Annotated in this window: 22 protein-coding genes; 11 read left to right on the forward strand and 11 right to left on the reverse strand. The window is 71.3% G+C overall.

The features are described 5' to 3' along the window. Positions 1 to 209: 209 nt before the first annotated feature. From ACH41F_RS19495 to ACH41F_RS19515, 5 genes are all read right to left on the reverse strand, one after another. Positions 210 to 869, reverse strand: coding sequence for an ABC transporter (locus ACH41F_RS19495; RefSeq protein ID WP_391234032.1), 660 nt, complete (start codon positions 867 to 869; stop codon positions 210 to 212). Positions 870 to 1,286: 417 nt separating this feature from the next. Continuing rightward, the gene (locus tag ACH41F_RS19500; RefSeq protein ID WP_398836716.1) at positions 1,287 to 2,801 is read right to left on the reverse strand and encodes an ABC transporter permease; all 1,515 of its coding nucleotides are present in this window, start codon (positions 2,799 to 2,801) and stop codon (positions 1,287 to 1,289) included. Continuing rightward, entirely contained in the window at positions 2,798 to 3,658 is an 861-nt protein-coding gene (locus ACH41F_RS19505; RefSeq protein WP_398836718.1) for an ABC transporter ATP-binding protein, read from the reverse strand. The genes ACH41F_RS19500 and ACH41F_RS19505 overlap by 4 nt, the downstream gene beginning before the upstream one ends. Continuing rightward, on the reverse strand, positions 3,655 to 4,473 hold the full coding sequence (locus tag ACH41F_RS19510; RefSeq protein ID WP_398836719.1) for a zf-HC2 domain-containing protein: 819 nt from the start codon (positions 4,471 to 4,473) through the stop codon (positions 3,655 to 3,657). The genes ACH41F_RS19505 and ACH41F_RS19510 overlap by 4 nt, the downstream gene beginning before the upstream one ends. Before the next feature lie 31 nt (positions 4,474 to 4,504). Further along, a complete protein-coding gene (locus ACH41F_RS19515) occupies positions 4,505 to 5,044 on the reverse strand; it encodes a sigma-70 family RNA polymerase sigma factor (RefSeq protein WP_391234028.1) in 540 nt (179 codons plus the stop codon). A 543-nt stretch (positions 5,045 to 5,587) separates the two neighbouring features. On the opposite strand from ACH41F_RS19515, the gene ACH41F_RS19520 reads away from it, so the two are divergent. The 7 genes from ACH41F_RS19520 to pstB all read left to right on the forward strand — a co-directional run bounded on the left by ACH41F_RS19520 (position 5,588) and on the right by pstB (position 13,879). Then, positions 5,588 to 7,948: an RNA degradosome polyphosphate kinase gene (locus tag ACH41F_RS19520; RefSeq protein WP_391234027.1), complete on the forward strand. Its 2,361-nt coding sequence runs from the start codon at positions 5,588 to 5,590 to the stop codon at positions 7,946 to 7,948. Then, the gene (locus ACH41F_RS19525) at positions 7,929 to 9,005 is read left to right on the forward strand and encodes a CHAD domain-containing protein (protein ID WP_391234026.1); all 1,077 of its coding nucleotides are present in this window, start codon (positions 7,929 to 7,931) and stop codon (positions 9,003 to 9,005) included. The genes ACH41F_RS19520 and ACH41F_RS19525 overlap by 20 nt, the downstream gene beginning before the upstream one ends. Positions 9,006 to 9,029: 24 nt before the next feature. After that, positions 9,030 to 9,452 (forward strand): NUDIX domain-containing protein, encoded by a 423-nt coding sequence (locus ACH41F_RS19530; protein ID WP_391234025.1) that lies wholly within the window; start codon positions 9,030 to 9,032, stop codon positions 9,450 to 9,452. 323 nt (positions 9,453 to 9,775) lie between these two features. Then, positions 9,776 to 10,900, forward strand: coding sequence for a phosphate ABC transporter substrate-binding protein PstS (gene pstS, locus ACH41F_RS19535; RefSeq protein WP_391234024.1), 1,125 nt, complete (start codon positions 9,776 to 9,778; stop codon positions 10,898 to 10,900). 113 nt (positions 10,901 to 11,013) lie between these two features. After that, positions 11,014 to 12,018 carry a phosphate ABC transporter permease subunit PstC gene (pstC, locus tag ACH41F_RS19540; protein WP_391234023.1) on the forward strand — a complete coding sequence of 335 codons (1,005 nt, stop codon included), beginning with the start codon at positions 11,014 to 11,016 and terminating at the stop codon, positions 12,016 to 12,018. After that, on the forward strand, positions 12,015 to 13,061 hold the full coding sequence (pstA, locus tag ACH41F_RS19545; protein WP_391234022.1) for a phosphate ABC transporter permease PstA: 1,047 nt from the start codon (positions 12,015 to 12,017) through the stop codon (positions 13,059 to 13,061). Before pstC ends, pstA begins: the two co-directional genes overlap by 4 nt. 41 nt (positions 13,062 to 13,102) lie before the next feature. Then, complete coding sequence (pstB, locus tag ACH41F_RS19550; RefSeq protein ID WP_391234021.1) at positions 13,103 to 13,879, forward strand: phosphate ABC transporter ATP-binding protein PstB; 777 nt, start codon at positions 13,103 to 13,105, stop codon at positions 13,877 to 13,879. Between the two features lie 329 nt (positions 13,880 to 14,208). Here the strand turns inward: pstB and ACH41F_RS19555 are convergent, their stop codons facing one another. Together ACH41F_RS19555 and ACH41F_RS19560 are read right to left on the reverse strand one after the other, a co-directional pair. Beyond that, complete coding sequence (locus tag ACH41F_RS19555) at positions 14,209 to 15,207, reverse strand: inorganic phosphate transporter (RefSeq protein ID WP_391234020.1); 999 nt, start codon at positions 15,205 to 15,207, stop codon at positions 14,209 to 14,211. Between the two features lie 5 nt (positions 15,208 to 15,212). Then, positions 15,213 to 15,833, reverse strand: coding sequence for a DUF47 domain-containing protein (locus ACH41F_RS19560; RefSeq protein WP_030043659.1), 621 nt, complete (start codon positions 15,831 to 15,833; stop codon positions 15,213 to 15,215). Between the two features lie 200 nt (positions 15,834 to 16,033). On the opposite strand from ACH41F_RS19560, the gene ACH41F_RS19565 reads away from it, so the two are divergent. Beyond that, entirely contained in the window at positions 16,034 to 16,360 is a 327-nt protein-coding gene (locus ACH41F_RS19565; RefSeq protein ID WP_391234019.1) for a metal-sensing transcriptional repressor, read from the forward strand. Positions 16,361 to 16,396: 36 nt separating this feature from the next. On the opposite strand, the gene ACH41F_RS19570 is transcribed toward ACH41F_RS19565, so the two are convergent. Both ACH41F_RS19570 and ACH41F_RS19575 read right to left on the reverse strand, forming a co-directional pair. Beyond that, positions 16,397 to 16,576, reverse strand: a complete 180-nt coding sequence (locus ACH41F_RS19570) for a hypothetical protein (RefSeq protein WP_353694828.1) — start codon at positions 16,574 to 16,576, stop codon at positions 16,397 to 16,399. A gap of 106 nt (positions 16,577 to 16,682) precedes the next feature. Then, positions 16,683 to 17,522, reverse strand: a complete 840-nt coding sequence (locus ACH41F_RS19575; protein WP_398836721.1) for a hypothetical protein — start codon at positions 17,520 to 17,522, stop codon at positions 16,683 to 16,685. Between the two features lie 366 nt (positions 17,523 to 17,888). On the opposite strand from ACH41F_RS19575, the gene ACH41F_RS19580 reads away from it, so the two are divergent. Further along, positions 17,889 to 19,445: an FAD-binding oxidoreductase gene (locus tag ACH41F_RS19580; RefSeq protein ID WP_398836723.1), complete on the forward strand. Its 1,557-nt coding sequence runs from the start codon at positions 17,889 to 17,891 to the stop codon at positions 19,443 to 19,445. A gap of 13 nt (positions 19,446 to 19,458) precedes the next feature. Here ACH41F_RS19580 and ACH41F_RS19585 read toward each other — a convergent pair whose 3' ends face one another. Then, positions 19,459 to 20,163: a phosphatase PAP2 family protein gene (locus ACH41F_RS19585; protein ID WP_391234016.1), complete on the reverse strand. Its 705-nt coding sequence runs from the start codon at positions 20,161 to 20,163 to the stop codon at positions 19,459 to 19,461. A gap of 211 nt (positions 20,164 to 20,374) precedes the next feature. After that, positions 20,375 to 21,382: an NlpC/P60 family protein gene (locus tag ACH41F_RS19590; protein WP_391234015.1), complete on the reverse strand. Its 1,008-nt coding sequence runs from the start codon at positions 21,380 to 21,382 to the stop codon at positions 20,375 to 20,377. Positions 21,383 to 21,744: 362 nt separating this feature from the next. On the opposite strand from ACH41F_RS19590, the gene ACH41F_RS19595 reads away from it, so the two are divergent. Together ACH41F_RS19595 and ACH41F_RS19600 are read left to right on the forward strand one after the other, a co-directional pair. Further along, positions 21,745 to 23,082: a peptidase S8 gene (locus ACH41F_RS19595; RefSeq protein ID WP_398836724.1), complete on the forward strand. Its 1,338-nt coding sequence runs from the start codon at positions 21,745 to 21,747 to the stop codon at positions 23,080 to 23,082. 340 nt (positions 23,083 to 23,422) lie between these two features. Beyond that, on the forward strand, positions 23,423 to 23,731 hold the full coding sequence (locus tag ACH41F_RS19600; protein ID WP_007383036.1) for a hypothetical protein: 309 nt from the start codon (positions 23,423 to 23,425) through the stop codon (positions 23,729 to 23,731). Position 23,732 lies beyond the last annotated feature (1 nt).

Consider the following 23,732-nt stretch of genomic DNA (forward strand, 5'->3'; position numbering starts at 1 on the left):
GGCCTGAGGGGTTGTGGGGCGGGTGCGCTGGGTGCGTTGAGCTGTGGGAGACGGGTGCACTGGGTGCGCTGGGTGCGCTGAGCTGTCGGGGGGCGGGGGTGGGTGCGCTGAGCGGTGGGGGCGGGTGCACTGGGTGCGTTGAGCGGTCGGGGATGGGGTCGGTGCGCTGGGTGGGATGGGTTCCGGCGGTGACCGGTTGGTCCCTGTCCTCAACCGCTGGACGAGCGGGGAATCCCCGACCGGCGTCCCAAGCGTTCCGGTCCGCACGCCGCCCACACCACCGCCGCTCCCACCAGCACCCACATCCACCGGTCGTGTGACGCCGCCCACCGCTCATCGGTGGTCCCCACGAACATCGCCCACCGTCCCGGCAGCAGCAGCGGTACCACCACCGCCGAGGTGAGGACCGCCGCGGCCACCGCCTGGCCCGGTTCGGGGGCCCCGGTGAAGCGGACCGCGACGGCGGCCACCGCCAGCGCGAGGGCGAAGGCACCCGCCGCCTCCAGGGTGACGTCGCCCACCGGCGGACGTATCTCCCGCGGCACGAGCAGGACCGCCGCCGTCCAGGCAAGCGCCAGGAACGGGGTGACGAGCAGGGCCCGCAGGGCCTGACGGACCGGGCGCCGGGTCGGTACCGGCTCGGTGGTGTGCCGGGCCGGGTCGTCCAGCACGAACGCCAGGCCCAGCGCGAAGGCCAGCGCGGCGGCCCGCAACAGGTTGAGGGCCAGCCACGCATCGCCGTCGACCGCCCACCGAGCCATCCCCGCGAGCAGCATCCCTACGCCGCCGGCGGCCCCCAGCGCCCGCCACGGCAACGTCCGCACCACGGGCACCGGCAACGCCCGCACCACCGCCGCGCTCCGCGCCATCGCCGCCCTCCTCATCGCACCCCGCCGCCCCACTACCGTCCGCCCGGACATCCGGCCACCTCCGCCACTCCCCGCACCTGGCCCGAGCGCCATCCCCGTATCCCTCATCCCGTCCTGAACCTCGACAACCGACCCACCTGGGTCCCGAGCGCGGCCTGGACCCGCGGACCCCGGGCGCACTCGCCCCGGCCCGACCCCACCGGGGTCCCGAACGTCGCCTGGACCCGCGGACCCCGAGCGCACCCGCCCCGGCCCGGCCCCGCACCCGACCCCACCGGGGTCCCGAACGTCGCCTGGACCCGCGGACCCCCAGCGCACCCGCCCCCGCCAGACCCCGCACCCGACCCCACCGGGGTCCCGAACGCGGCCTGGACCCGCGGACCCAGACGGCACCCGCCCCCGCTCCTCACGCCCGCCTCACTCACACGAGTCCGCCTTCACCTTCGCCTGCACCCCGAGCAGTTCCGCCACCCGCTCGGTGGTCACCTTCGGCGAGGTCAGCTCCGCCCACCGGGACTTCACCTTGGCCTCGACCTCGGCGCGGGGCCGCTCCAGCAGCTCCCGTACGACCGTGGTCTGTCCTTCCGTCATCGGCAGCGGCTCCGTCGGTGACAGCACGATCGCCGCGCCGGTGACGCTGTCGTCGAGGCGGACGTGCCTCAGCTGGGTGAGCGGGTCGGACTCCCAGGCCAGGGCCAGCCACATGACGGTGACCACGCGGCCGTCGCACAGTTCGGAGGCAGCGGTCTCGTCACCCGCGACCAGCACCCCGGCGACGGCGGCCGAGAACTCGGGGACGCGGTTGCCACCCCAGGACGTGCCGACCGTCACCTGACCGGCGGCGCGCGACGGGGGTATCGCGGAGTCGCCCTCGAGGCCGTATCTGGCGTCCACCCGCTGCCGTACGAGAACCCGCTGGTCGTGTGCCTGGCCGCCGGCCAGGGAGCGCACCTGCTCCACGACCGAGGCCCAGTCCGCGGTCCGGGCCCGCCACTCCGGGAAGGCGCAGTACCGCGACCCGCCCCGCTCCACGCAGGTCTGCACCTGCTCGGGGTGGGCGGTGGCCCGCTCGCGCGCCGCCGTCGTCGCCGCGGAGACCCCCTGGCCCTGGGCGACCCCGCCCAGGACCGTCAGCGCGACTGTCACGACGAACAGGGTGCGCACGGTCCACGCGCGGCTTCCGCCCAGGAGGACCGCCAACAGCGCCAGGCTCAGTGCCAGGGCGGCGAGATAGAGCGCGTGCCAGGCCGCGGGGCGGTCTATCAGGTCAGAGGGCAAGACGTTGGAGCTCGCTTCGGACACCGACGGGGACAGCCAGCGCGTCCCGCCGCCGACCGCCGCCGCGCCGAGCACGAACAGGAAGAGGAAGACCACGATCAGCAGCGGCGCCGCGAAGGCCGAGCCCACCAGCCGGGCCAGCAGAACGCCGACCGCGCCGAACAGCAGCACCGTCAGCGGGCCCACCAGCAGCTCACCGACCGAACCGTGCCCGACCGCGGTGGACTTGAGCGCCTGTGCGCCGAACTGCGCCGCCACGCACATCGCGGTGAGCAGCACCGCCGGGAGGAGGGACAGCACATGTGCGACGGTCCGCCGGTCCCTTCCCATGACGAGCACGCCGAAGTGCCCTTCGGTGCCGCGCCGTCGGGATCTCAGCACCGCCTGGTTCACCGCCAGCAGCACCGCGAGACCGACCAGCAGGGGCCCGGACTGGGTGGCGCGGTCGGCGTCCTGGAGGGCCGGGTAGCCGTCCGCGTAGTCCTGGGCGCGCCACACGACCCAGGCGATGTACACCACGAAGCCGACGATCACCGTGACGCTCGTCAGCAGTCGGCGCGCCTCGAAGGCGGCGAGCGCGCACACCGCCGCCCACGACTCGCGCGGCTCGGTCCGCTCGGCGGGCGGTGCCGCCACCGTCAGCGTGCCGCTCATGCCGCCACCTCCGCGACCGCGCCGTCGAGGGTGAGCAGGTAGCCGTCCTCCAGGGTGGGTTCGACGAGTTCGGCACCGGGCGGCGGATCGCCCACGTTCCGGAAGGCGCCCGTGCCCGTGCGCCACCCCGCCATCGCCCCCGGGTCGCGTCCGGTACTGCTCCACACCCGCCCGGCGGCCCGCGCGGTCAGCTCGGCCGGGGTGCCGTCGAACCGCACCCGGCCGCCCGCCATGACCACCACCCGGTGACAGAGCATCGCCACGTCCTCCGTCTGGTGGGTGGAGAGCAGGACGGTGCGCCCCTCGCCAGCCCGCGCTATCAACTCGCGGAACCGCATGCGCTGTTCGGGATCCAGGCCGACCGTCGGCTCGTCCAGGACGAGGAAGCCCGGGTCGCCGACGAGCGCGGCGGCCAGCGCGACCCGCTGCCGCATCCCTCCGGAGAGCTTCTTGATGCGTTTCGCGCGGACCTCGCCCAGGTCGACCTCGTCCAGCACCCGGCGCACCTCGCGGTGGCGGGCGGCGCGGTCGGTGAGCTCCTTCAGGATCGCCACGTAGTCGACGAACTCGAAGGCCGTGAAGTCCGGGTGGAACCCGGGGGTCTGGGGCAGATAGCCGAGCCGGCGCCGCACGTCCTGCCGGCCGCGCGTGGTGCCCGGGTCGTGCCCGAGCACCGTGAAGGCGCCCCGGTCGGCGGGCACGGCGGTGGCCATCACCCGCAACAGCGTGGTCTTTCCGGCCCCGTTGGGACCGAGCAGCCCGGTGACGCCGCGTGTCAGCCGCAGCGACACGTCGTCCAGGGCGCGGGTGCCGCCGTAGTGGAGGCTGAGCCCCGAGGCGGAGACGGTGGGTGTCATACGGCACTCCTGTGGGAGACGTCGAAGCGGTCACGGGCGAGAAGGAGCAGACCGCCCGCGAGGGCGGCGACGGCGGCGGAGGCGCTCTGGCCCACCGCCGTGAACGGCACGAGCGGGCCGTCGCCGCTCGCGTCGGCGACGACCAGCAGCGCGACCCACACCCCGCCGACGAGGGACGGCGCGAGCACCGGGCCCAGCCGGGGGGTCAGGGCGAGCCCGGTCGCGGTGAGGGCCAGCGCGGGCAGCAGCCAGGCCAGAGCGCGCAGGCCGTAGCCGGGGAGCGCCAGGGTCGCCAGGCCGTCGAGGCCCAGGACGGTGGTGAGCACGGTGACCGTACGGATCATCAGCAGCCGGAACCCGTGCACCGGGCTGACCACCGCCATCTCGTACGTCGGGTCCAGCGCGGGCCCGTACGCCAGGGCCACTCCCGCGAGCGGCAGCAGCGGGGCGAGGGCGAGGAACAGCGTCGGCGAGTCCGCCGTGTACACCGCGCCCACCGTCGTCATCAGCACGAAGACCACCGCCGCCAGCCACGAGCGGCGCAGCACCGGTGTCGCCGCGAGCAGCCGCGCGGTGTGGTCCGCGACGCTGAGCCGCAGCAGCAGCCCCTCGAACAGTCCCCGCCTGGGCACGTCGAGTTCGGCGTCCAGCCGGTCCCAGCCGGCGTCCAGGGCGACCGGGTCGCTCACGGAGGCGAGCACCTCGCGGCACCGCCCGCAGGTGACGAGGTGGGTGTCGGCGGACCACAGCATCGGTGGTGCCAACCCGCCCTGGGCGTAGGCCCGTAGATCCTCTTCGGCCACATGCCAGGTCATGCCGGCACCTCCCGTGTCCCGATGTGTGCCGTCATGCCAGCGCCTCCCGCAGTTGCTTCCGGGCCCGCATCGCCCGTGTCTTGACCGTCCCCGGCGGGATCCCCAGGACGACGGCCGCCTCGCGGGTGGTCAGCCCGTCGATGACCGTCGCCTGTAGAACCGCCCGGAGCTCGGGCGAGAGCCGGACGAGGGCGCCCGCGAGGTCTCCGTGCTCCACCCCCGCGAGCACGCGCTCCTCCGCGGACGCCTCGTCGCGGTGCCGCAGCCGGGCCAGCGCCTGCCGCAGCCTGCCGCGCGCCCCGTCGCCGCGCAGCGCGTCGACCAGCCGCCGGGAGCCGATGCGCCACAGCCAGCCGGCCACGTCACCCTCCTCGCGGTAGCGGGCCCTGCCCCGCCAGATCGCCAGGAACGTCTCCTGCACGACGTCGTCGACGACGCCCGCGTCGGCGCACCGGCCGCGCAGCCTGGCCGTCAGCCACGGCGCGAACCGCCGGTACAGCTCCTCGAAGGCGCGCCGGTCCCCGTCCGCCGCGGCCCGCAGCAGCTCCCCGTCGCTTCTCGTCTCGCTCACATCTCCCTCATCGCACGAGCCCCACCGATCGGTTCACGCAACGGCACCCGGCTTCTCCGACCTGCGGGTTCCTCCAGCGCCCTCCGGGACCGCCGCGTACCTCCAGATCGTCCAGCAGACCAGGCAGGCCCTCCGCCCGGGCCGTCTGGAGCCGGGCCGCGGGTCTCGCCGTCACGATGCCGGTGCGGTGGGCATGCGCCGCTCGCGGGCGCGTCTCCGAGCCGTACGCCCCGCCCCTCCTCGCCCTCGCCGTTCCGTCGGCGCGCTCGCGGGCCTGCTCCTGGGTCGGGCCTTGCCCTCGTGACGGAGTCGGCCGCCCACAGACGCCTCGTGACGGAGTCGGCCGCCCACAGACGCCTCGTGACGGAGTCGGCCGCCCACAGACGCCTCGTGACGGAGTCGGCCGCCCACAGACACCTCCCCGAGGTCCCGACGCCCACAGACACCCCCGCAAGGGGGCGGACGCCCCGCATCCGCCCCCCGGTGTCCCACACGCCATGTCTCCGTAACCAATGGTTCAGACAGACTTGCGAGGCTCGGCGAATGCAGCCCGCCGTGCCAGAGCCTTCGCCGCCCCGGGAGGGGCCCGCGCGGAACGGAAGTGCCACCGCGCTCCCGACCGCGCTGTCCGACGCGCCTGTCTCGCCCCTGGCACGGAAGAATGGATCCATGAGCCAGCCCGACACCCAGGCAGCACAGGTCCAGCACGCGCAGCCCTCCGTGGGCTCCATCGCCGCGCACCGCCCGCACACGATCGCCGCGGCCGTCTCCGACCTGGAACCCGACATCGACGCCGACCTCGACGCGTACGAGGAGGCACCGTACGACGGCGCCCAACTGCCGCAGGGTCGTTTCCTCGACCGGGAGCGCAGCTGGCTCGCCTTCAACGAACGCGTGCTCGAACTCGCCGAGGACCCGAGCACGCCCCTCCTGGAGCGCGCGAACTTCCTCGCGATCTTCGCCAGCAACCTGGACGAGTTCTTCATGGTCCGGGTGGCCGGTCTGAAGCGCCGTATCGCCACCGGCGTCGCCACCCGCTCCGCCTCCGGCCTCCAGCCGCGCGAGGTGCTGGAGATGATCTGGGCCCGCTCCCGCGAGCTGATGGCCCGGCACGCCGCCTGCTACCACGAGGACGTCGCCCCCGCACTCGCGGAGGAGGGCATCCACCTGGTCCGCTGGAACGAGCTCCAGGAGAAGGAGCAGGCCCGCCTGTTCACCCTGTTCCGGCATCAGATCTTCCCGGTGCTGACCCCGCTGGCGGTCGACCCGGCGCACCCCTTCCCGTACATCTCGGGCCTTTCCCTGAACCTCGCGGTCGTCGTGCGCAACCCCGTCACCGGCCACCGCCACTTCGCCCGCGTCAAGGTCCCGCCGCTGCTGTCCCGCTTCCTGGAGAGCTCCCCCGGCCGTTACGTCCCCATCGAGGACGTCATCGCCGCGCATCTGGAGGAGCTGTTCCCGGGCATGGAGGTGCTGGAGCACCACGCCTTCCGGCTGACCAGGAACGAGGACCTGGAGGTCGAGGAGGACGACGCCGAGAACCTGCTCCAGGCCCTGGAGAGGGAGCTCATGCGGCGCCGCTTCGGGCCGCCGGTGCGCCTGGAGGTGGAGGAGTCCATCGACCGGGAGGTCCTGGACCTGCTGGTGCGCGAGCTGAAGATCTCCGAGGCGGAGGTGTACCCGCTGCCGGGCCCCCTGGACCTCACGGGCCTCTTCCGCATCGCCTCGCTCGACCGGCCCGAACTGAAGTACAAGAAGTTCATCGCCGGCGTCCACCGCGATCTCGCCGAGGTCGAGTCGGCGTCCGCGCCGGACATCTTCGCGGCCCTGCGCGCCCGTGACGTGCTGCTGCACCACCCGTACGACAGCTTCTCGACCTCCGTGCAGGCCTTCCTCCAGCAGGCGGCCGACGACCCGGACGTCCTCGCCATCAAGCAGACCCTGTACCGGACCTCGGGCGACTCCCCCATAGTCGACGCGCTCATCGACGCCGCCGAGGCCGGCAAGCAGGTCCTCGTCCTGGTCGAGATCAAGGCCCGCTTCGACGAGCACGCCAACATCAAGTGGGCGCGCAAGCTGGAGGAGGCGGGCTGCCATGTCGTCTACGGCCTGGTGGGGCTGAAAACCCACTGCAAGCTGTCGCTGGTGGTCCGCCAGGAGGGCGAGACGCTACGGCGCTACAGCCACGTCGGCACCGGCAACTACCACCCGAAGACGGCCCGCCTCTACGAGGACCTGGGTCTGCTCACCGCGGACCCGCAGGTCGGCGCGGACCTCTCGGACCTGTTCAACCGCCTCTCCGGCTACTCGCGCCGGGAGACCTACCGCCGCCTGCTGGTGGCCCCCAAGTCCCTCAGGGACGGTCTGATCTCGCGGGTCAACAAGGAGGTCCAGCACCACCGGGCCGGTCGCCCCGCGTTCATCCGCATCAAGGTCAACTCGATGGTGGACGAGGCGCTCATCGACTCGCTCTACCGCGCCTCCCAGGCCGGTGTGCCGGTCGACGTGTGGGTGCGCGGCATCTGCGCGATCCGCCCCGGTGTCCCCGGCCTGTCGGAGAACATCCGGGTGCGCTCGATCCTCGGCCGTTTCCTGGAGCACTCCCGGGTCTTCGGCTTCGGCAACGGCGGCGAGCCCGAGGTGTGGATCGGCAGCGCCGACATGATGCACCGCAACCTCGACCGCCGTATCGAGGCGCTGGTCAGGGTGACCGACCCGGCCCACCGCGCGGCCCTGAACCGCCTTCTGGAGACGGGCATGTCCGACGCCACCGCCTCCTGGCACCTGGGTCCGGACGGCGAGTGGGTACGGCACGCCACCGACGCGGACGGCCAGCCCCTGCGCAACGTCCAGGAGATGCTCATAGACGCCCGGAGGCGCCGGCGTGGCACAGCAACACCTTGACCCGACGGGTCCGCAGTCCAGGCACGTCGGGCCGCTGACGGGGGACGCCCTAGCGCGCTATCTCCGGGCCCAGGCCACGGAGTTCCTCCGCGCCCTGCGGCTGTACCGCGAAGGCGGTACGGCGGCGCCGAGCGGCGCGCAGGCCCCCGTCGACGCGGCCCGGGCGCTGCGCCGCTCGGCCCGCCGCATCAGCGGCAGCCTGCACACCTTCCGGCCGCTCCTCGACGCGGACTGGTCGGAGCGGATGCGGCCCGAACTGGCCTGGGTGTCGGGCACCCTGGCCTCGGAGCACGCCTGCGAGGCCCGGCTGGAGCGGCTGCTGCTGGCGCTGCACCGGCTGTCGGGGGCGGCGGTGCTGCCCGCCCAGACCGTGGGCACCGCCCCGGTGCCCACGACGGCCCCGGCCGCCCCCGCCGGCGCCCCCGACCGGGGCAACCTCACCGTCGGCGCGGCCAAGGCGGGCGCCCTCCTGGACCGCCAGCTCACCCTGGCCCGGACCCGGGCCCACAGCACCGCCCTGCAGTCGCTCGGCTCCTCCCGCTTCCACGCGGTCGCCGACAACATCGCCGTACTGGCCAGTGAGGTCCCCCTGGTGCAGTCGGCCGCGACCACGGACCTGCGCCCGCTCGCCCGAGCCGCCGAGGACCGACTCGGGGACGCCGTCGCCGCGCTCCCCCTCCTCACCGCGGGCCACCCCTACAACGCGGAGGCCCTCGTCCACGGCCTCTCCCCGGACCCGGCCCCGCACCCCCAGGACGCCCCCTGGCACCAGGTCCGCCTGCTGCTGCGCCTGCACCGGTACGCCCTCGAGGTCCTCGCCGACGACACGGGCGACACGGTCGACGTGCGGCTGCTCGCGGCGGGCGAGGCGCTCGACCGGCACCGGGACGCCTCGGAGGCGGCGGCCGCGGCGGCGCAGGCGGCCCGTACGCCCCGGATCGCGCCGGCGACGGCGTACGCCCTCGGTGTGCTCCACGCCGACCAGCGCCACGAGGTGGAGGCGGCCAGGTTCGCCTTCCAGCGTTCGTGGCAGCGGGAAACCGTCAGCACCTCGTAGTCGACCCGGAGGCGGTGGACCTCGATGACCTCTTTCGACCCCGGCACGGTCCAGGCCGCGGGCTGCGTCCTGTGGCGCCGCTCGCCCGTCGACGGCGGGCTGGAGGTGTGCCTGGTCCACCGGCCGAAATACGACGACTGGTCGCACCCCAAGGGCAAGCTGAAGCGCGGCGAGGCCCCTCTCGCGGGCGCCCTGCGCGAGGTGGCCGAGGAGACGGGCTACGAGGCCCGCCCCGGCACCCCGCTCCCCACCGTGCGCTACCTGACCAACGGCCGCCCCAAGCAGGTCCACTACTGGGCCGCGGAGGCGACAGCGGGCACCTTCACCCCGAACCCCGAGGTCGACCACATCCTCTGGCTCTCCCCGAACGCGGCCCGCACCCACCTGACCCACCCCCACGACCGCACGCTGGTAGACGCCCTACTGACCTCCCTGCACCGCACCTAGGGGCGCGGGGAACTGCGCGACAAGCCACAACGAACCCGCACCCGGCAACGCCCCGCACCCCCCACCCCGCACACCGCACCGCGCCACCCAATGGAATGCCCCCGTGTTCTCGACGTGAGCCTTCCGTGACCTAACCACCCCTTCCGCAGGGGTTCACCCCCCGTTCATGTACGCCAGTCGGCGCCTTCACCTGTTCTGCCTAATTTCGGCCTTACGCGGTGCGGACCGCTTCTCGGCAGATCACCTGTTGGACGCGTCCGCATCACCCAGTCTTCGCACGCCGCCGGATTCAGGACGGCGGCTCTCGGAAGGAACTCCCTCAAGTGACGCTTCAGCGCAAGAACCGGCGGGCTCTCGCTCTCGGCGCGATCGCCGTCTCCGGCGCCCTGGCCCTCACGGCGTGCGGCTCCGACGACACCGGCAACTCGGACGGCTCGAGCAACGCCACCGCCGCCAACAGCTCCATCAAGTGCGACGACGCCAAGGGCCAGCTGCTCGCTGACGGCTCGTCCGCGCAGAAGAACGCGATCGACGCCTGGGTGAAGTCCTTCACGGGCGCCTGCTCGGGCGTGCAGATCAACTACAAGGGTTCCGGCTCCGGCGCCGGCGTCACCGCCTTCACCCAGGGTCAGGTGGCCTTCGCCGGTTCCGACTCCGCGCTGAAGCCCGAAGAGGTCACCGCCTCCAAGTCGGTCTGCAAGGGCGGCCAGGGCATCGACCTGCCGATGGTCGGCGGTCCGATCGCGGTCGGCTTCAACGTCCCGGGCGTCGACAAGCTCGTCCTGAACGCCGAGACCCTCGCCAAGATCTTCGACAGCAAGATCACCAACTGGAACGACGCGGCGATCAAGAAGCTCAACCCCGACGCCAAGCTGCCCGACCTGAAGATCCAGGCGTTCCACCGCTCGGACGAGTCCGGCACCACGGACAACTTCACCAAGTACCTGATCGCCGCCTCCCCGGCGAACTGGAAGTACTCCGGCGGCAAGGCCTGGCAGGCCAAGGGCGGCCAGTCGGCCTCCGGCTCCTCCGGTGTCGCCCAGCAGGTCAAGCAGACCTCCGGCGCCATCTCCTACATGGAGCTGTCGTACGCCAAGGACGGCATCGTCCCGGTCACCATCGACACCGGCGCCTCCGCCCCGGTCGAGGCCACCGTCGACAACGCCACCAAGGCGATCGCGGCCGCCAAGGTCGTCGGCACCGGCAAGGACCTGTCCCTGAAGCTGGACTACGCCACCAAGGCCGACGGCGCCTACCCGATCACCCTGGTGACGTACGAGATCGTCTGCGACAAGGGCAACAAGGCCGACACCCTGCCCACCACGAAGGCGTTCCTGCGCTACATCGCCTCCGAGGACGGCCAGGGCCAGCTGGCGGACGCCGGCTACGCCCCGATCCCCGACGACATCATCGCCAAGGTCCGCACCACCATCGAGGGCCTGAGCTGAGCTGAGTGTGCGGTCCGGCCCGGGGACGGAAGTGCCCCGGACCGGACCGCACCGTCCGGTGCACCGCCGCCAGGAGTCGTACGCCCGTACGACTCCGCAGACCGGAGAACCCGATGGACACCACACTGACAACCGACGCCCCGCCTCCCACCCCACAGCCCAGCCCGACCGAGCAGAAGCGCGTGGCGCACGGCGCCACCCGCCCCGGCGACCGCGTCTTCCTCGCGCTGTCCCGCGGCTCGGGCATCTTCCTGCTGGTGGTCATGGCCGCGATCGCGGTCTTCCTGACCTACCGCGCGTCCCTCGCGATCAGCAAGGACGACGGCAACTTCCTGACCACCTTCGAGTGGAACACCAGCCTCAACCCGCCGGTCTTCGGCATCGCGGTGCTCGCCTTCGGCACGGTCGTCTCCTCGATCGTCGCCATGGTCATCGCGGTCCCGATCGCGGTCGCCATCGCGCTGTTCCTCACGCACTACGCCCCGCGCAGGCTGAGCGGCCCGATCGCCTACGTGATCGACCTGCTCGCCGCCGTACCGTCCATCGTGTACGGCCTGTGGGGCGCCCTGGTGCTGGTGCCGAACATGACCGGCCTGTTCGCCTGGCTGGACGACTACCTCGGCTGGACCGGCATCTTCTCCTGGCAGGGCGGCGCGCCCCGCTCGATGCTGACCGTCGGCATCCTGCTCGCGATCATGATCCTGCCGATCATCACCAACGTCAGCCGTGAGGTCTTCCGGCAGACGCCCCGGATGAACGAGGAGGCGGCCCTGGCGCTCGGCGCCACCCGCTGGGAGGTCATCCGCATGGCGGTGATCCCCTTCGGCCGCTCCGGTGTGATCTCGGCCTCGATGCTCGGTCTGGGCCGCGCGCTCGGCGAGACGATGGCCGTGGCCACCGTGCTCTCCCCGACCTTCGACATCCAGGCCAGCCTGCTCGACCCGGGCGGCGGCACCTTCGCCCAGAACATCGCCAGCAAGTTCGGTGAGGCGACCGAGTTCGGCCGGGACGCGCTGATCGCCTCCGGTCTGGTCCTGTTCGTCATCACCCTGCTGGTCAACGGCGCGGCCCGCGCGATCATCGCCCGCCGCAAGGAGTACTCGGGGGCCAACGCATGAGCACCGCAACCGTCAGCACCCTGCGCGGCGCCCGGCTGCCCAAGTGGTCCCCGTACGCCATCGCGGCCGGCTCGCTCGCTCTCGCGGTCGGCATCGGCCTGGCCGCCGGCCTCGACAGCGAGGCCCAGTGGGGCCTGATCGCGGCACTGCTGTTCCTCCTCGGGACCTACGGCATCGCCGCCCGGGTGGAGGGCCGCCGCCAGGCCAAGGACCGGATCGCCACCTCGCTGGTCTGGGTCGCCTTCCTGCTCGCCGTCGTCCCGCTGGTCTCCCTGGTCTGGGTGACCGTCTCGCGCGGTGTGAAGGTCCTCGACGTCTACTTCCTGACCCACTCGATGGGCGTGGTCGCCGACACCGAGCCCGGCGGCGGCATCTACCACGCCATCCTCGGCAGCCTGGAGCAGGTCGGCCTCGCCGCCCTGATAGCGGCCCCGATCGGCGTGCTCACCGCGGTCTACCTGGTGGAGTACGGGCGCGGGAACCTCTCCCGGGCCATCACGTTCTTCGTGGACGTCATGACGGGCATCCCGTCGATCGTCGCGGGCCTGTTCATCCTCAGCCTGATGCTCCAGTTCGAGATGCAGCCCTTCGGTTTCGCCGGCTCGCTGGCCCTGGCCATCCTGATGATGCCGGTGGTCGTCCGCTCCACCGAGGAGATGCTCAAGCTCGTCCCGAACGAGCTGCGCGAGGCCTCCCTGGCCCTCGGCGTCCCGAAGTGGCGCACGATCCTGAAGGTGGTCCTGCCGACCTCGCTCGGCGGCATCACGACCGGCATCATGCTGTCCGTCGCCCGTATCGCGGGTGAGACGGCCCCGGTCCTGCTGCTCGTCTTCGGTAACCCGTTCATCAACACCAACCCCTTCGAGGGCGCGCAGGCCTCGCTGCCGCTGTACATCTACCAGCAGTACGCGAACAGCGCGGGTTCCGGAGCGGCCTACGACCGGGCCTGGGCGGCGTCGCTGACGCTGATCGCCTTCGTGATGATCCTCAACCTGGTGGCCCGCGGGATCGCCCGCTGGAAGGCCCCGAAGACCGGTCGCTGACGCGGCCTCTCGGCGACTGAATCTCTGGAAGTGACGTAATCATGGCCAAGCGAATCGACGTAAGCGGGCTCACCGCCTACTACGGCGCCCACAAGGCGATCGACGACATCTCGATGACCGTCGAGCCCCGCTCGGTGACGGCCTTCATCGGCCCCTCCGGCTGCGGCAAGTCGACGTTCCTGCGCACCCTGAACCGCATGCACGAGGTCACCCCCGGCGGCCGCGTCGAGGGCAAGGTGCTCCTGGACGACGAGGACCTGTACGGCACCGGCATCGACCCGGTGTCGGTGCGCCGCGAGGTCGGCATGGTCTTCCAGCGCCCTAACCCGTTCCCCACCATGTCGATCTTCGACAACGTGGCGGCGGGCCTGCGGCTGAACGGCTCGTACAAGAAGTCCGAGCTCGCCGACGTCGTCGAGAAGTCCCTCAAGGGCGCCAACCTCTGGAACGAGGTCAAGGACCGCCTGAACAAGCCCGGCTCCGGCCTCTCCGGCGGTCAGCAGCAGCGTCTGTGCATCGCCCGCGCGATCGCGGTGGAGCCGAAGGTCCTCCTCATGGACGAGCCCTGCTCGGCCCTGGACCCCATCTCCACCCTCGCCATCGAGGACCTGATCGGCGAGCTGAAGGAGCGCTTCACGATCGTCATCGTGACGCACAACATGCAGCAGGCGGCCCGTGTCTCGGACCGCACGGCGTTCTTCAACCTCGCCGCCGTCGGCCAGCCCGGCAAGCTGGTGGAGATCGACGACACCGAGCGCATCTTCTCCAACCCGTCGGTCCAGGCCACGGAGGACTACATCTCGGGCCGCTTCGGCTAGGGCCTGTTGCGAAAGTGGCCTCTGCCGCGCGACGCCCGGCACGCACTCTCGCCGCACCGCCCGAAAGCCCGAGTACGCCCAGTACGAGGGCTTCCGGGCGGCACGCCGAGAGCACGCACCGAACGCCGCGCGGCCGCCCTCCGGGCGACGAGGCCACTTTCACAACACGCCCTAGACCGCGGCGACGTGAAGACCCCTCGCGGTGCTGCATGGCGGTGCCGCCGCGAGGACGAGAAGGGCCCGCCCCCCGGCTCATCGGGGGGCGGGCCCGTTTCGTGTGTCCGGCGGTCAGACGACGCCGTCGGCGCGGGCCGTCCGCTCGACCGTGCTCACAGGAACGCCAGGTTCACGACACCGAACACACTCGCCGCGACCAGCGCCGCCGCCGGCATGGTGATGAACCAGCCCAGGATGATGTTCTTCGCGACGCCCCACCGCACGGCGTTGACCCGCTTGGTGGCGCCCACGCCCATGATCGCCGAGGTGATGACATGGGTCGTCGAGATCGGCGCGTGGAACATGAACGCGGTGGTGAACATGATCCCCGCGCCCGTGGTCTCCGCGGCGAAGCCCTGCGGCGGGTCCAGCTCGATGATCTTCCGCCCGAGGGTCCGCATGATCCGCCAACCGCCCGCGTAGGTGCCGAGCGACAGCATGACCGCACAGGCGATCTTGACCCACGCCGGGATCGGGTCGCCGGCCTGTTCGACATCGGCGATGACGAGCGCCATCACCACGATGCCCATCGTCTTCTGCGCGTCCTGGAGGCCGTGCCCGAGGGCCATGCCCGCCGCCGAGACGGTCTGCGCGATCCGGAAACCGCGCTTGGCCTTGTGCGGGTTGGATTTCCGGAACATCCACATGATCGCGACCATCACCAGATAGCCGGTGACGATGCCGACGATCGGCGACAGGAACATCGGGATGACGATCTTCTCGAGCACCCCGGACCAGATCACGTCGATCCCGCCCGCGAGTGCCGCTCCCACCATGCCGCCGAACAACGCGTGCGACGACGACGAGGGCAGGCCGAAGTACCAGGTGACCAGGTTCCAGACGATCGCGCCGACCAGGGCGGAGAAGAGGATCCACATCCCCCGGTTGCCGTGCGGGGTCTCGATCAGGCCCTCGCTCACGGTCTTGGCGATCCCGCTGCCGAGGAACGCGCCCGCGAGGTTCATCACGGCCGCCATCGCGAGCGCCGCCCGCGGGGTCAGCGCCCGGGTGGAGACGGAGGTCGCGATCGCGTTGGCCGAGTCGTGGAAGCCGTTGGTGTAGGTGAAGCCGAGCGCGACACCGATGGTCACGATCAGAGCGAAGGTGTCCACGTGGTTCAGGACTCCTTGACCGCGATGGTCTCCACGGTGTTGGCGACGTGCTCGAACGCGTCGGCCGCCTCTTCCAGCACGTCCACGATCTGCTTGAGCTTCAGCACCTCGATGGCCTCGTACTTGCCGTTGAAGAGCATGGCGAGCAGCTTGCGGTGGATCTGGTCGGCCTGGTTCTCCAGCCGGTTGACCTCGATCCAGTACTCGGTGAGGTTGTCCATGGTCCGCAGGTTCGGCATGGCCTCGGCGGTGAGCTCGGCGGCCCTGGCGAGGACCTCGATCTGCTGCTCGACGCCCTTGGGAAGCTCCTCGACGTTGTAGAGGACGACGAGGTCGACGGCCTCCTCCATGAAGTCCATGATGTCGTCGAGGGAGGACGCCAGGTTGTAGATGTCCTCGCGGTCGAACGGCGTGATGAACGAGGAGTTCAGCTGGTGGAAGATCGCGTGCGTGGCGTCGTCACCGGCGTGTTCCGCGGCCCGCATACGCTCTGCGATCTCGGCCCGGCCGGCGGTGTCCGCCCCGAGCAGTTCCATGAGGAGCTTCGAGCCTGTGACGATGTTGTCCGCGGATGCGGCGAACATGTCGTAGAAGCTCGTCTCCCTGGGGGTCAGACGGAAGCGCACAAGGGGTCCTCGGGGTGCATCGGTTTCGGTCAGGCTGATGCTAAGTGCATCATCCGGCCACGGCTAATGGGCCGTCCCCCAGTGTCGCCCATCAGGCACAGTGGTCAGCACGGGGGCCTTCCGCAGGCCCTATACCCGTCAAAGTTGGGTACGATATACCCAGTAGGGGTATATACCTGCCCGCAGATGTGGAGGACGCGATGACGACCACCGAGGCTGGCGCGACAGCGCCCTCTGAGAACATCACGCACGGGTACCACCAGCAGAAGGACGAACACCTCAAGCGCCTGCGCCGCATCGAGGGCCAGATCCGCGGCCTGCAACGCATGGTCGACGAGGACGTCTACTGCATCGACATACTCACGCAGGTCTCCGCCTCCACCAAGGCCCTCCAGTCCTTCGCCCTCCAGCTGCTGGAGGAGCACCTGCGCCACTGCGTGGCGGACGCGGCCGTCAAGGGCGGCGACGAGATCGACGCGAAGGTGGAAGAGGCGACCAAGGCGATCGGCCGGCTGCTGCGCACCTGACGGCCCCGGTGGCAGGTGCGGCGGGCCGCCCCCGGCTCACTCGCCGGAGACGGCCTCGCGCTCCTGGGCCACTTTCAGCACCTCGTCGATGCTCTCCAGGCTGAGCCGGTCCTCGTGGGCCGCCGAGGCCGCGATGATCAGGTCGCCGCACAGCTCGATCTCGGCGAGGGCCACGTGGTCCTGAACTGCCGTACCGCCGACCGGAGCCACGTGCATCACCTCTTCTCTGCCGTCACCGCTTCCTAGAGTAGGGAGCGGCCTACGCACCGCGCATGGCACGGACGGGCTAGTTCTTGACGCCCGTCAGCACCGCCGCCCCGGCTCAGTCCGCGGCGATCTTCCCGGCGTAGATGTCGTCGCGGTCCGGCAACGTCACGTCGACGGCGACCCCGAAGTCGTGCAGCGAGGTCGTCGAGGTGACCGCGACGGTCCCCTCCCGCTGTCCGTTGACGAAGCTGAAGCGGTGGCGGACCTTGCGGATCCGCCCCTGCTCGTCGAGGTACACGTCGAACGGCACCCGGGCCGTGGCGAAGCCCTTCGCCGCCGCCCCCAGCGCCGCCCTGTTCTCGGCGGAGGCGTCCCGCGCGGCGACGGTCAGATCCGCGGTCCCCCGGTAGTGCCGTACGACGGTGCCCGCCACCTCGCCACGACCGACGTAGGTCGCGGAGAGCGCCCCGCGCAGCAACTCGGCGGCGGCGTAGGGGTCGGTGGCGCCGCCGGTGACGAGATTGCCGTCCGACAGCGCGGCGGTCTCGACCCGCACCCACTTGTCGTCGGGCACCCCGGCGCCCCGGTTCTTCATGAACAGCGCCCCGGGGGCGAGCAGTTCGGTGATGGGCCGGTGCTCGCTCGTGCCCGCGGGGTCCTGCGGGAGCAGCACCTGCAACTCCCCGACCCGGCGCCGGTAGTCGTAGACCCCCTCGCCCCGGATGGTGACGCGGGTCCCGCCGGTGGCCATCTCCATGGAGGTGCGGGCCTTGGAACTCCCGGTCCGCGCCAGCCGGTCGGCGGCCTGCCGCACCGTGGCGACGGGATCGCCGCCCCGCCCGTCCTCGGCGGCGGCCCCGCTCCCGGAACACCCCGCGGTCCCGGCACAGACGACGGCCACGAGCCCCGCCACCACACCGACCCCGCCCGTCCGCCTCTGCTGCCGCTGCGCCATCGCCTGCCTCCGTCACGGACCCCCTGACGTCCGGCTAACGACGACCGGGCGGAGCCCGTCACGCGGATACGAGCCCTTTACCGAAGGCGGCTAACGTTGTCGGTGTGCCCCAGCAGGACATACCCCCCGCGCCGCCGGAACACCGCACCACCACGGTCGAACAGGGCCGCTTCTGCACAGCCCGCTGTGTCTGCGGCTGGCGCGGCCCGGCCAGACGCGCCAGAAGCCAGGCGAGAACGGACGCGGAACTCCACACCGCCCCCTTCGGAGCCTGAGGAGTTCGCGCCGGGTACCCCCTCACCCAGCCGGTGAGGGAACCCCCGCCCCCACCACCCCGTCTCGTTCCACGAACCCACAGGAGGCGACATGGAACGGCGTACGTTCATCGGCGGCGGCATCGCGACGATCGCCACGACCACCACGGCCGCGTGCACCGGCGACGACCGGGCCGACGCGACCAGGACGGCGACCACCGCCAGGTCCGCGCGCACGTCCGCCAGAACCGGCGCCGCCGCCCCCGCCGACTGGACCGCCCTCGCCCGTGACCTCGACGGCAGCCTCGTCCGCCCGGGCGACACCGACTGGCCGGCCGCCCACCAGCTCTACAACACCCGCTTCGACTCCCTGAAGCCCGCCGCGGTCGCCTACATCGCGCACGCGCAGGACATCCGCACCGCCCTGGCCTACGCCCGCGCGCACGGGCTCCACGTGGCGATCCGCAACGGCGGCCACTCCTACGCCGGCTGGTCCTCCGGCAACGGCCGCCTGATCGTCGACGTCTCCAAGCTCAACAAGGTCCGCAGCAGCGGCCGTACGGCGGTCGTCGGCGCCGGCTCCAAGCTCATCGACGTCTACCGCGCCCTCGCCGCGAAGGGCGTCACCATCCCGGCCGGCTCCTGCCCGACCGTCGGCGTCTCCGGCCTCACGCTCGGCGGCGGCCACGGGGTGGTCTCCCGCGCCTACGGCCTGACCTGCGACAGCCTCACCCAGGCGACCCTGGTCACGGCGGACGGCAGGCAGCTCACCGCGAACGCCACGACCAACAAGGACCTCTTCTGGGCCCTGCGCGGCGCGGGCAACGGCAACTTCGGCGTGGTCACCGAGCTGCACTTCACGACGCACCCCGCCCCGCAGGCCGTCACCGCCTACCTCTCCTGGCCGTGGGCGAGGGCCGCCGCGGTGGTGAAGGCGTGGCAGGAGTGGGGTCCCTCCCAGCCGGACGAGATCTGGTCGTCCCTGCATCTGGCGGGCACCCCCGGCGGCCGCACGACCGTCTCCGTCGCCGCCTTCTCCCTCGGCACCTACGGCGAGCTCCAGAACGCCGTGGACCGCCTCGCCGACAAGGTGGGCGCGAACGCCACCAGCGTCTCCCTCAAGCGCCGTTCCTACGAGGACGCGATGGAGGTCTACGCCGGCTGCTCCTCCTTCGCCACGGACGCCCAGTGCCATCTGCCCGGCAAGACCCCGGGCCGCTCCCCGCAGGGCGCGCTCGGCCGGGAGACGTACGCCGCGAAGTCGGACTTCTTCGACCGTTCCCTGTCGACGGCCGGCATCCGCGCGATGCTGAAGCAGATCGAGTCGGTCCGCGGCGGCGCCGGGGACATCGCGTTGACCGCGCTGGGCGGCGCGGTCAATCGCGTCTCGCCGACGGCCACGGCGTTCGTCCACCGCCGCTCCCGGATGCTGGCCCAGTACATCGCCGCGTGGAAGGCCGGCACGAGCGGCACCACCGCCCAGTCCTGGCTGACCCGGGCGCACGACGCGATGAAGCCGTACGCGTCCGGGGCGGCCTACCAGAACTACACCGACCCGGCGCTGACGAACTGGCGCCAGGCGTACTACGGCGACGCGGCGAGCAGGCTCACGGCCCTGAAGAAGCAGTACGACCCGGACGGCTTCTTCACCTTCCCGCAGGCCCTGTAGCCGCCCAGGGCCTTCAGGCCGCCAGGTCACGCTCCTCGGCGCCCGCTTCCTTCCGGGCGCCGGGGAGCACCGCGTCCCGGCCCTCGTACGAGGTCCCGCGGGCCCGGATCAGCCATCCCGCGCGCGGTGAGCGCCCGATCGCCTTGGTCAGCGGGGTGAGCAGGGCCATGGCCAGCGGGGAGAGGAGCAGGGCGACGGCGGTGCCGAGGGCGAAACCGCCGATGACGTCGGTGGGGTAGTGCACGCCCATGTAGACGCGGCAGAAGCCCTCCAGGAGGGCGAGCGCGATACCGAAGAACCCGAACGTGCGGTTGGCCACGAACAGTCCGACCGCCATGGCCATGGTGATGGTGGCGTGGTCGCTCACGAAGGAGTAGTCGGTCTTGCCGCTGACGAGGACCTCCAGGCCCTCGTGCTGCAGGAACGGCCGGGGCCGCTCCACGAACCCGCGGATCGGCACGTTGACCAGCACGGCGACACCGGCCGCGAGCGGCGCCCAGACCAGCGCGGCCACCGACGCGGGCGCGTCCTCGCCGCCCCGCCTGCGCACGGACAGCCAGCACCCCAGCACGAGCAGCACGGTGGCGAGCAGGATGCCGTACTCACCGACGTACTCCATGACCCGGTCGAACCACGCGGGTGCGTCCTTGGCCAGGCCGTTGATGTCATAGAGCAGGTCGACGTCGGGGTTCGACCCGGATGCGGCGAGTCCAGCCATGGCGCTGTGGCCCCTTCGTCGTCTCTCCCGGCGCGCACCGATTCGCGCGCCGCTTTTCCACCCCCGTGGCTGTAGATCCGATACGCGCTCGGCTACGACAACAGGAACGCACGGTCCCCGTTAATACGTTCCACACTCCACTGAATGATCACGCAGACGTTATCGAAGAGAGATACATCGCCGCAGCTCAGGGGATGGGTTCACGCTCGGTTCAGGCCGCTGTGGGGAGCGCTTTCGCGCCATCTTCGGTGACCCGGGTGGCCCCGAAGTAGTCGGGGGTGTCGATCGGGTCGAAACGGATCACAGCACCCGTTCTCGGGGCGTCGATCATGTATCCGCCGCCCACATAAATTCCCACATGACGGATGGTCCGGGAGTTGGTGAGGTCGTCCGAGAAGAACACGAGATCGCCGGGGAGCAGCTCGTCCCTGGCCGGATGCGGACCCGCGTTCCACTGGTCGTTGGCGACCCGCGGCAGCGTGATGCCGACACTGTCGTACGCGGCCTGCGTCAGCCCCGAGCAGTCGAAGCGCCCACCGTCCTGAGCTGTACCTTCACCGCCCCAGAGGTAGGGCGTGCCGAGCTTCTTCTGCGCGTAGTAGATGGCCCCGGCGGCCTGCTCCGAGGGGTCCACCCGGGTCACGGGGGCGGCGAAGCTCTCCTCCAGCGTCGTGATCGTCTTCACATAGTTCTGGGTCTCCCGGTACGGCGGCACACCCCCGTACTTGATCACCGCGTAGGCCCCCGCGTTGTAGGACGCGAGCATGTTCCTCGTCGGGTCGCCGGGGACGTCCTTCACGTACGAGGCGAGGGTGCAGTCGTACTTCGCGGCCGACGGAATCGCGTCATTGGGGTCCCAGACGTCACGGTCGCCGTCACCGTCACCGTCGATCCCGTGCGTGGCCCAGGTCCCGGGGATGAACTGCGCTATCCCCTGCGCGGCCGCCGGGCTCTGCGCCTTGGGGTTGAACCCGCTCTCCTGGTACAGCTGCGCGGCCAGCAGCGCCGGGTTGATCGCCGTGCACAGGTTGCCCCACTTCTGCACGAGGGCCTGGTACGCGGCCGGCACGGACCCCTTCGCCAGCGCCTTGGTGGCCCCGCCGACCCCGCCCGCCAGGTTCCCGGCGACGACGTACACGCCGACGACGAGCAGCATCACGAAGCTGAGCCCCGCCCCGAGGACGGCACCCCCCACGAGCCATGCCTTACGCACCGTCAATCGCCCTTCGCCGCCCCGGAGTCCGACGCCCACGTCAGTTTAGGGGTGCCTCCGTCGTTCTGGGGTGATCATGCGGAAGGAGAACGGACCGCGTCCCGGCACGGCCGCGCGGCCCGCCGCCCGAGCCGTGCGCGCACCGCGCGCGGATGGTCAAGGCGACGCCATCCGCCGACCATCCCCCCGCCATTGATCGGTAACCCGGCAACCCCCTTCGGTATGGCGGAAGTCAGGATTCCACCGCCCACCTTGTTGTCACGTACTCAACAAGGGGATGGTCGTCGCGGGCCGCCGCCCCCACCGGGAACCTCACCGGTGGCACCCCCACCGCAGGCCTCTGCACCCCCCTCACAGGAGGCTTTACGTTGCGTACCAACGCCCCCCACATATCCGGCAGATGGCACCGGATCGGCACGGCCGCCGCGGCCGGCGCCGCCCTGCTGGTCACCGGCCTGAGCACCGCCGCCCACGCCGACCCCGCACCGCACAAGGTGAGCGCCCGCACCCTCGCCGCGGCCGTCGCCAAGGCGCACGTGCGTTACGAGAGCGCGTGCGGCACCACCCCCAAGAAGGGCTACGCCGCCTGCGACGCCCTGCGCGTCACCAGCGGCACCACCGCCTACCTGGAGAAGCAGGCCGCACTCAAGGGCGTCGCGCCCCGGACCATCCGGCCGGACGCCGCCTCGGCCACCCCCACCGGCTACGGCCCGAGCGACCTCCGCTCGGCCTACGGCCTGACCTCCGCCTCCTCCTCCGGCGGCTCCGGACAGACCATCGCGATCGTCGACGCCTACGACGACCCCAACGCCGAGGCGGACCTGGCCACTTACCGCTCCTACTACGGCCTGTCGGCGTGCACCACCGCCAACGGCTGCTTCAAGAAGGTCAGCCAGACCGGCTCCACCACCTCCCTGCCCGCCGCCGACAGCGGCTGGGCGGGCGAGATCTCCCTCGACCTCGACATGGTCTCCGCCATCGCCCCCAACGCGCACATCCTCCTGGTCGAGGCGAAGTCGTCGAGCATGGCCAACCTGGGCACGGCCGTGAACGAGGCGGTCAAGCTGGGCGCCAGGTTCGTCTCCAACTCCTACGGCGGCTCGGAGTCCTCCTCGGACACCTCGTACGACTCCTCGTACTTCAACCACCCCGGCGTCGCCATCACCGTCTCCGCCGGCGACGAGGCCTACGGCGCCGAGTACCCGGCCGCCTCCCGGTACGTCACCGCGGTCGGCGGCACCAGGCTCTCCACCTCCTCCACCAGCCGCGGCTGGACCGAATCGGTCTGGAAGACCAGCAGCACCGAGGGCACCGGCTCCGGCTGCTCCGCCTACGACGCCAAGCCGAGCTGGCAGACCGACACGGGCTGCTCCAAGCGCATGATCGCCGACGTCTCCGCCGTCGCCGACCCGGCCACCGGAGTCTCCGTCTACGACACCTACGGCGCCGACGGCACCGGCTGGAACACCTACGGCGGCACCAGCGCCTCCGCCCCGATCATCGCCGCCGTCTACGCCCTCGCCGGCACCCCGGGCAGCAGCGACTACCCGGCCCAGTACCCCTACCGGCACACCTCGGCCCTCAACGACGTCACCACCGGCAACAACGGCAGCTGCTCCACCGGCTACTTCTGCACCGCGGCCACGGGCTACGACGGCCCGACCGGCTGGGGCACCCCGGCGGGAGTGAGCGCCTTCACAGGTTGACGCTCAGTCACCATCGGGACGGGCCACGGCATCCAGCCGTGGCCCGTCCGTCGTGCCCCGGCAGCACGGAGATAGCCTTCACCCGCAGAACATGGGTGCCACCAGCACCACGGATGCCAAGAAGAGGTCAACGACGGAACCACACGAAGGTTCCGCTCCGGCCTCATTGCCCGGGGTGACCTGCCGTGATACACAGAGTGACCGGGCAGTGCATTCGTACGAAACCCGCCAATCAATGACGCCAAGTCGACATACGACGGTGGAATTGTCAGCGAGAATGAGGCCTGACCTCTGCGCACCGCAGGGGAAGCGGAACTACCCACCAGGGGCGGTGACTTACATGCTCTTTGCGGCCGACAAGGGAGACATCAACACCATCATCGGCGGGATCGCTCCGGACTGGGGCCCCTTCGGGGCGCTGGGCACGGAAGCGAAGACGATGATCCAGGTCGTCATGGCGGTCGCCATCCTGCTCTGCCTCGGCATCGCCATCTGGGGCGCCGCGAAGCAGCGCATCGGCGCGACGGCCCTGCGGGACACCTTCAGCGCGGAACAGGGCAAGGGCCTGATCATCGCCGGCCTCACCGGCGTCTTCATCATCGGCTCGCTCGGCACGCTCTTCACCATCGTGTACGGCATGGCCGTCTAGC

The sequence above is a fragment of the Streptomyces sp. NPDC020489 genome (assembly GCF_044386545.1).
In the GTDB taxonomy this organism is placed as follows: Bacteria; Actinomycetota; Actinomycetes; order Streptomycetales; family Streptomycetaceae; genus Streptomyces.

Excerpts from the sequence above, each read along its gene's own strand:
- ACH41F_RS19495 (WP_391234032.1), bottom strand. The coding sequence starts at position 869 with ATGGCGCGGAGCGCGGCGGTGGTGCGGGCGTTGCCGGTGCCCGTGGTG.
- ACH41F_RS19500 (WP_398836716.1), bottom strand. The coding sequence starts at position 2,801 with ATGAGCGGCACGCTGACGGTGGCGGCACCGCCCGCCGAGCGGACCGAG.
- ACH41F_RS19505 (WP_398836718.1), bottom strand. The coding sequence starts at position 3,658 with ATGACACCCACCGTCTCCGCCTCGGGGCTCAGCCTCCACTACGGCGGC.
- ACH41F_RS19510 (WP_398836719.1), bottom strand. The coding sequence starts at position 4,473 with ATGACCTGGCATGTGGCCGAAGAGGATCTACGGGCCTACGCCCAGGGC.
- ACH41F_RS19520 (WP_391234027.1), top strand. The coding sequence starts at position 5,588 with ATGCAGCCCGCCGTGCCAGAGCCTTCGCCGCCCCGGGAGGGGCCCGCG.
- ACH41F_RS19530 (WP_391234025.1), top strand. The coding sequence starts at position 9,030 with ATGACCTCTTTCGACCCCGGCACGGTCCAGGCCGCGGGCTGCGTCCTG.
- pstC (WP_391234023.1), top strand. The coding sequence starts at position 11,014 with ATGGACACCACACTGACAACCGACGCCCCGCCTCCCACCCCACAGCCC.
- pstA (WP_391234022.1), top strand. The coding sequence starts at position 12,015 with ATGAGCACCGCAACCGTCAGCACCCTGCGCGGCGCCCGGCTGCCCAAG.
- pstB (WP_391234021.1), top strand. The coding sequence starts at position 13,103 with ATGGCCAAGCGAATCGACGTAAGCGGGCTCACCGCCTACTACGGCGCC.
- ACH41F_RS19565 (WP_391234019.1), top strand. The coding sequence starts at position 16,034 with ATGACGACCACCGAGGCTGGCGCGACAGCGCCCTCTGAGAACATCACG.
- ACH41F_RS19570 (WP_353694828.1), bottom strand. The coding sequence starts at position 16,576 with ATGCACGTGGCTCCGGTCGGCGGTACGGCAGTTCAGGACCACGTGGCC.
- ACH41F_RS19575 (WP_398836721.1), bottom strand. The coding sequence starts at position 17,522 with ATGGCGCAGCGGCAGCAGAGGCGGACGGGCGGGGTCGGTGTGGTGGCG.
- ACH41F_RS19580 (WP_398836723.1), top strand. The coding sequence starts at position 17,889 with ATGGAACGGCGTACGTTCATCGGCGGCGGCATCGCGACGATCGCCACG.
- ACH41F_RS19585 (WP_391234016.1), bottom strand. The coding sequence starts at position 20,163 with ATGGCTGGACTCGCCGCATCCGGGTCGAACCCCGACGTCGACCTGCTC.
- ACH41F_RS19600 (WP_007383036.1), top strand. The coding sequence starts at position 23,423 with ATGCTCTTTGCGGCCGACAAGGGAGACATCAACACCATCATCGGCGGG.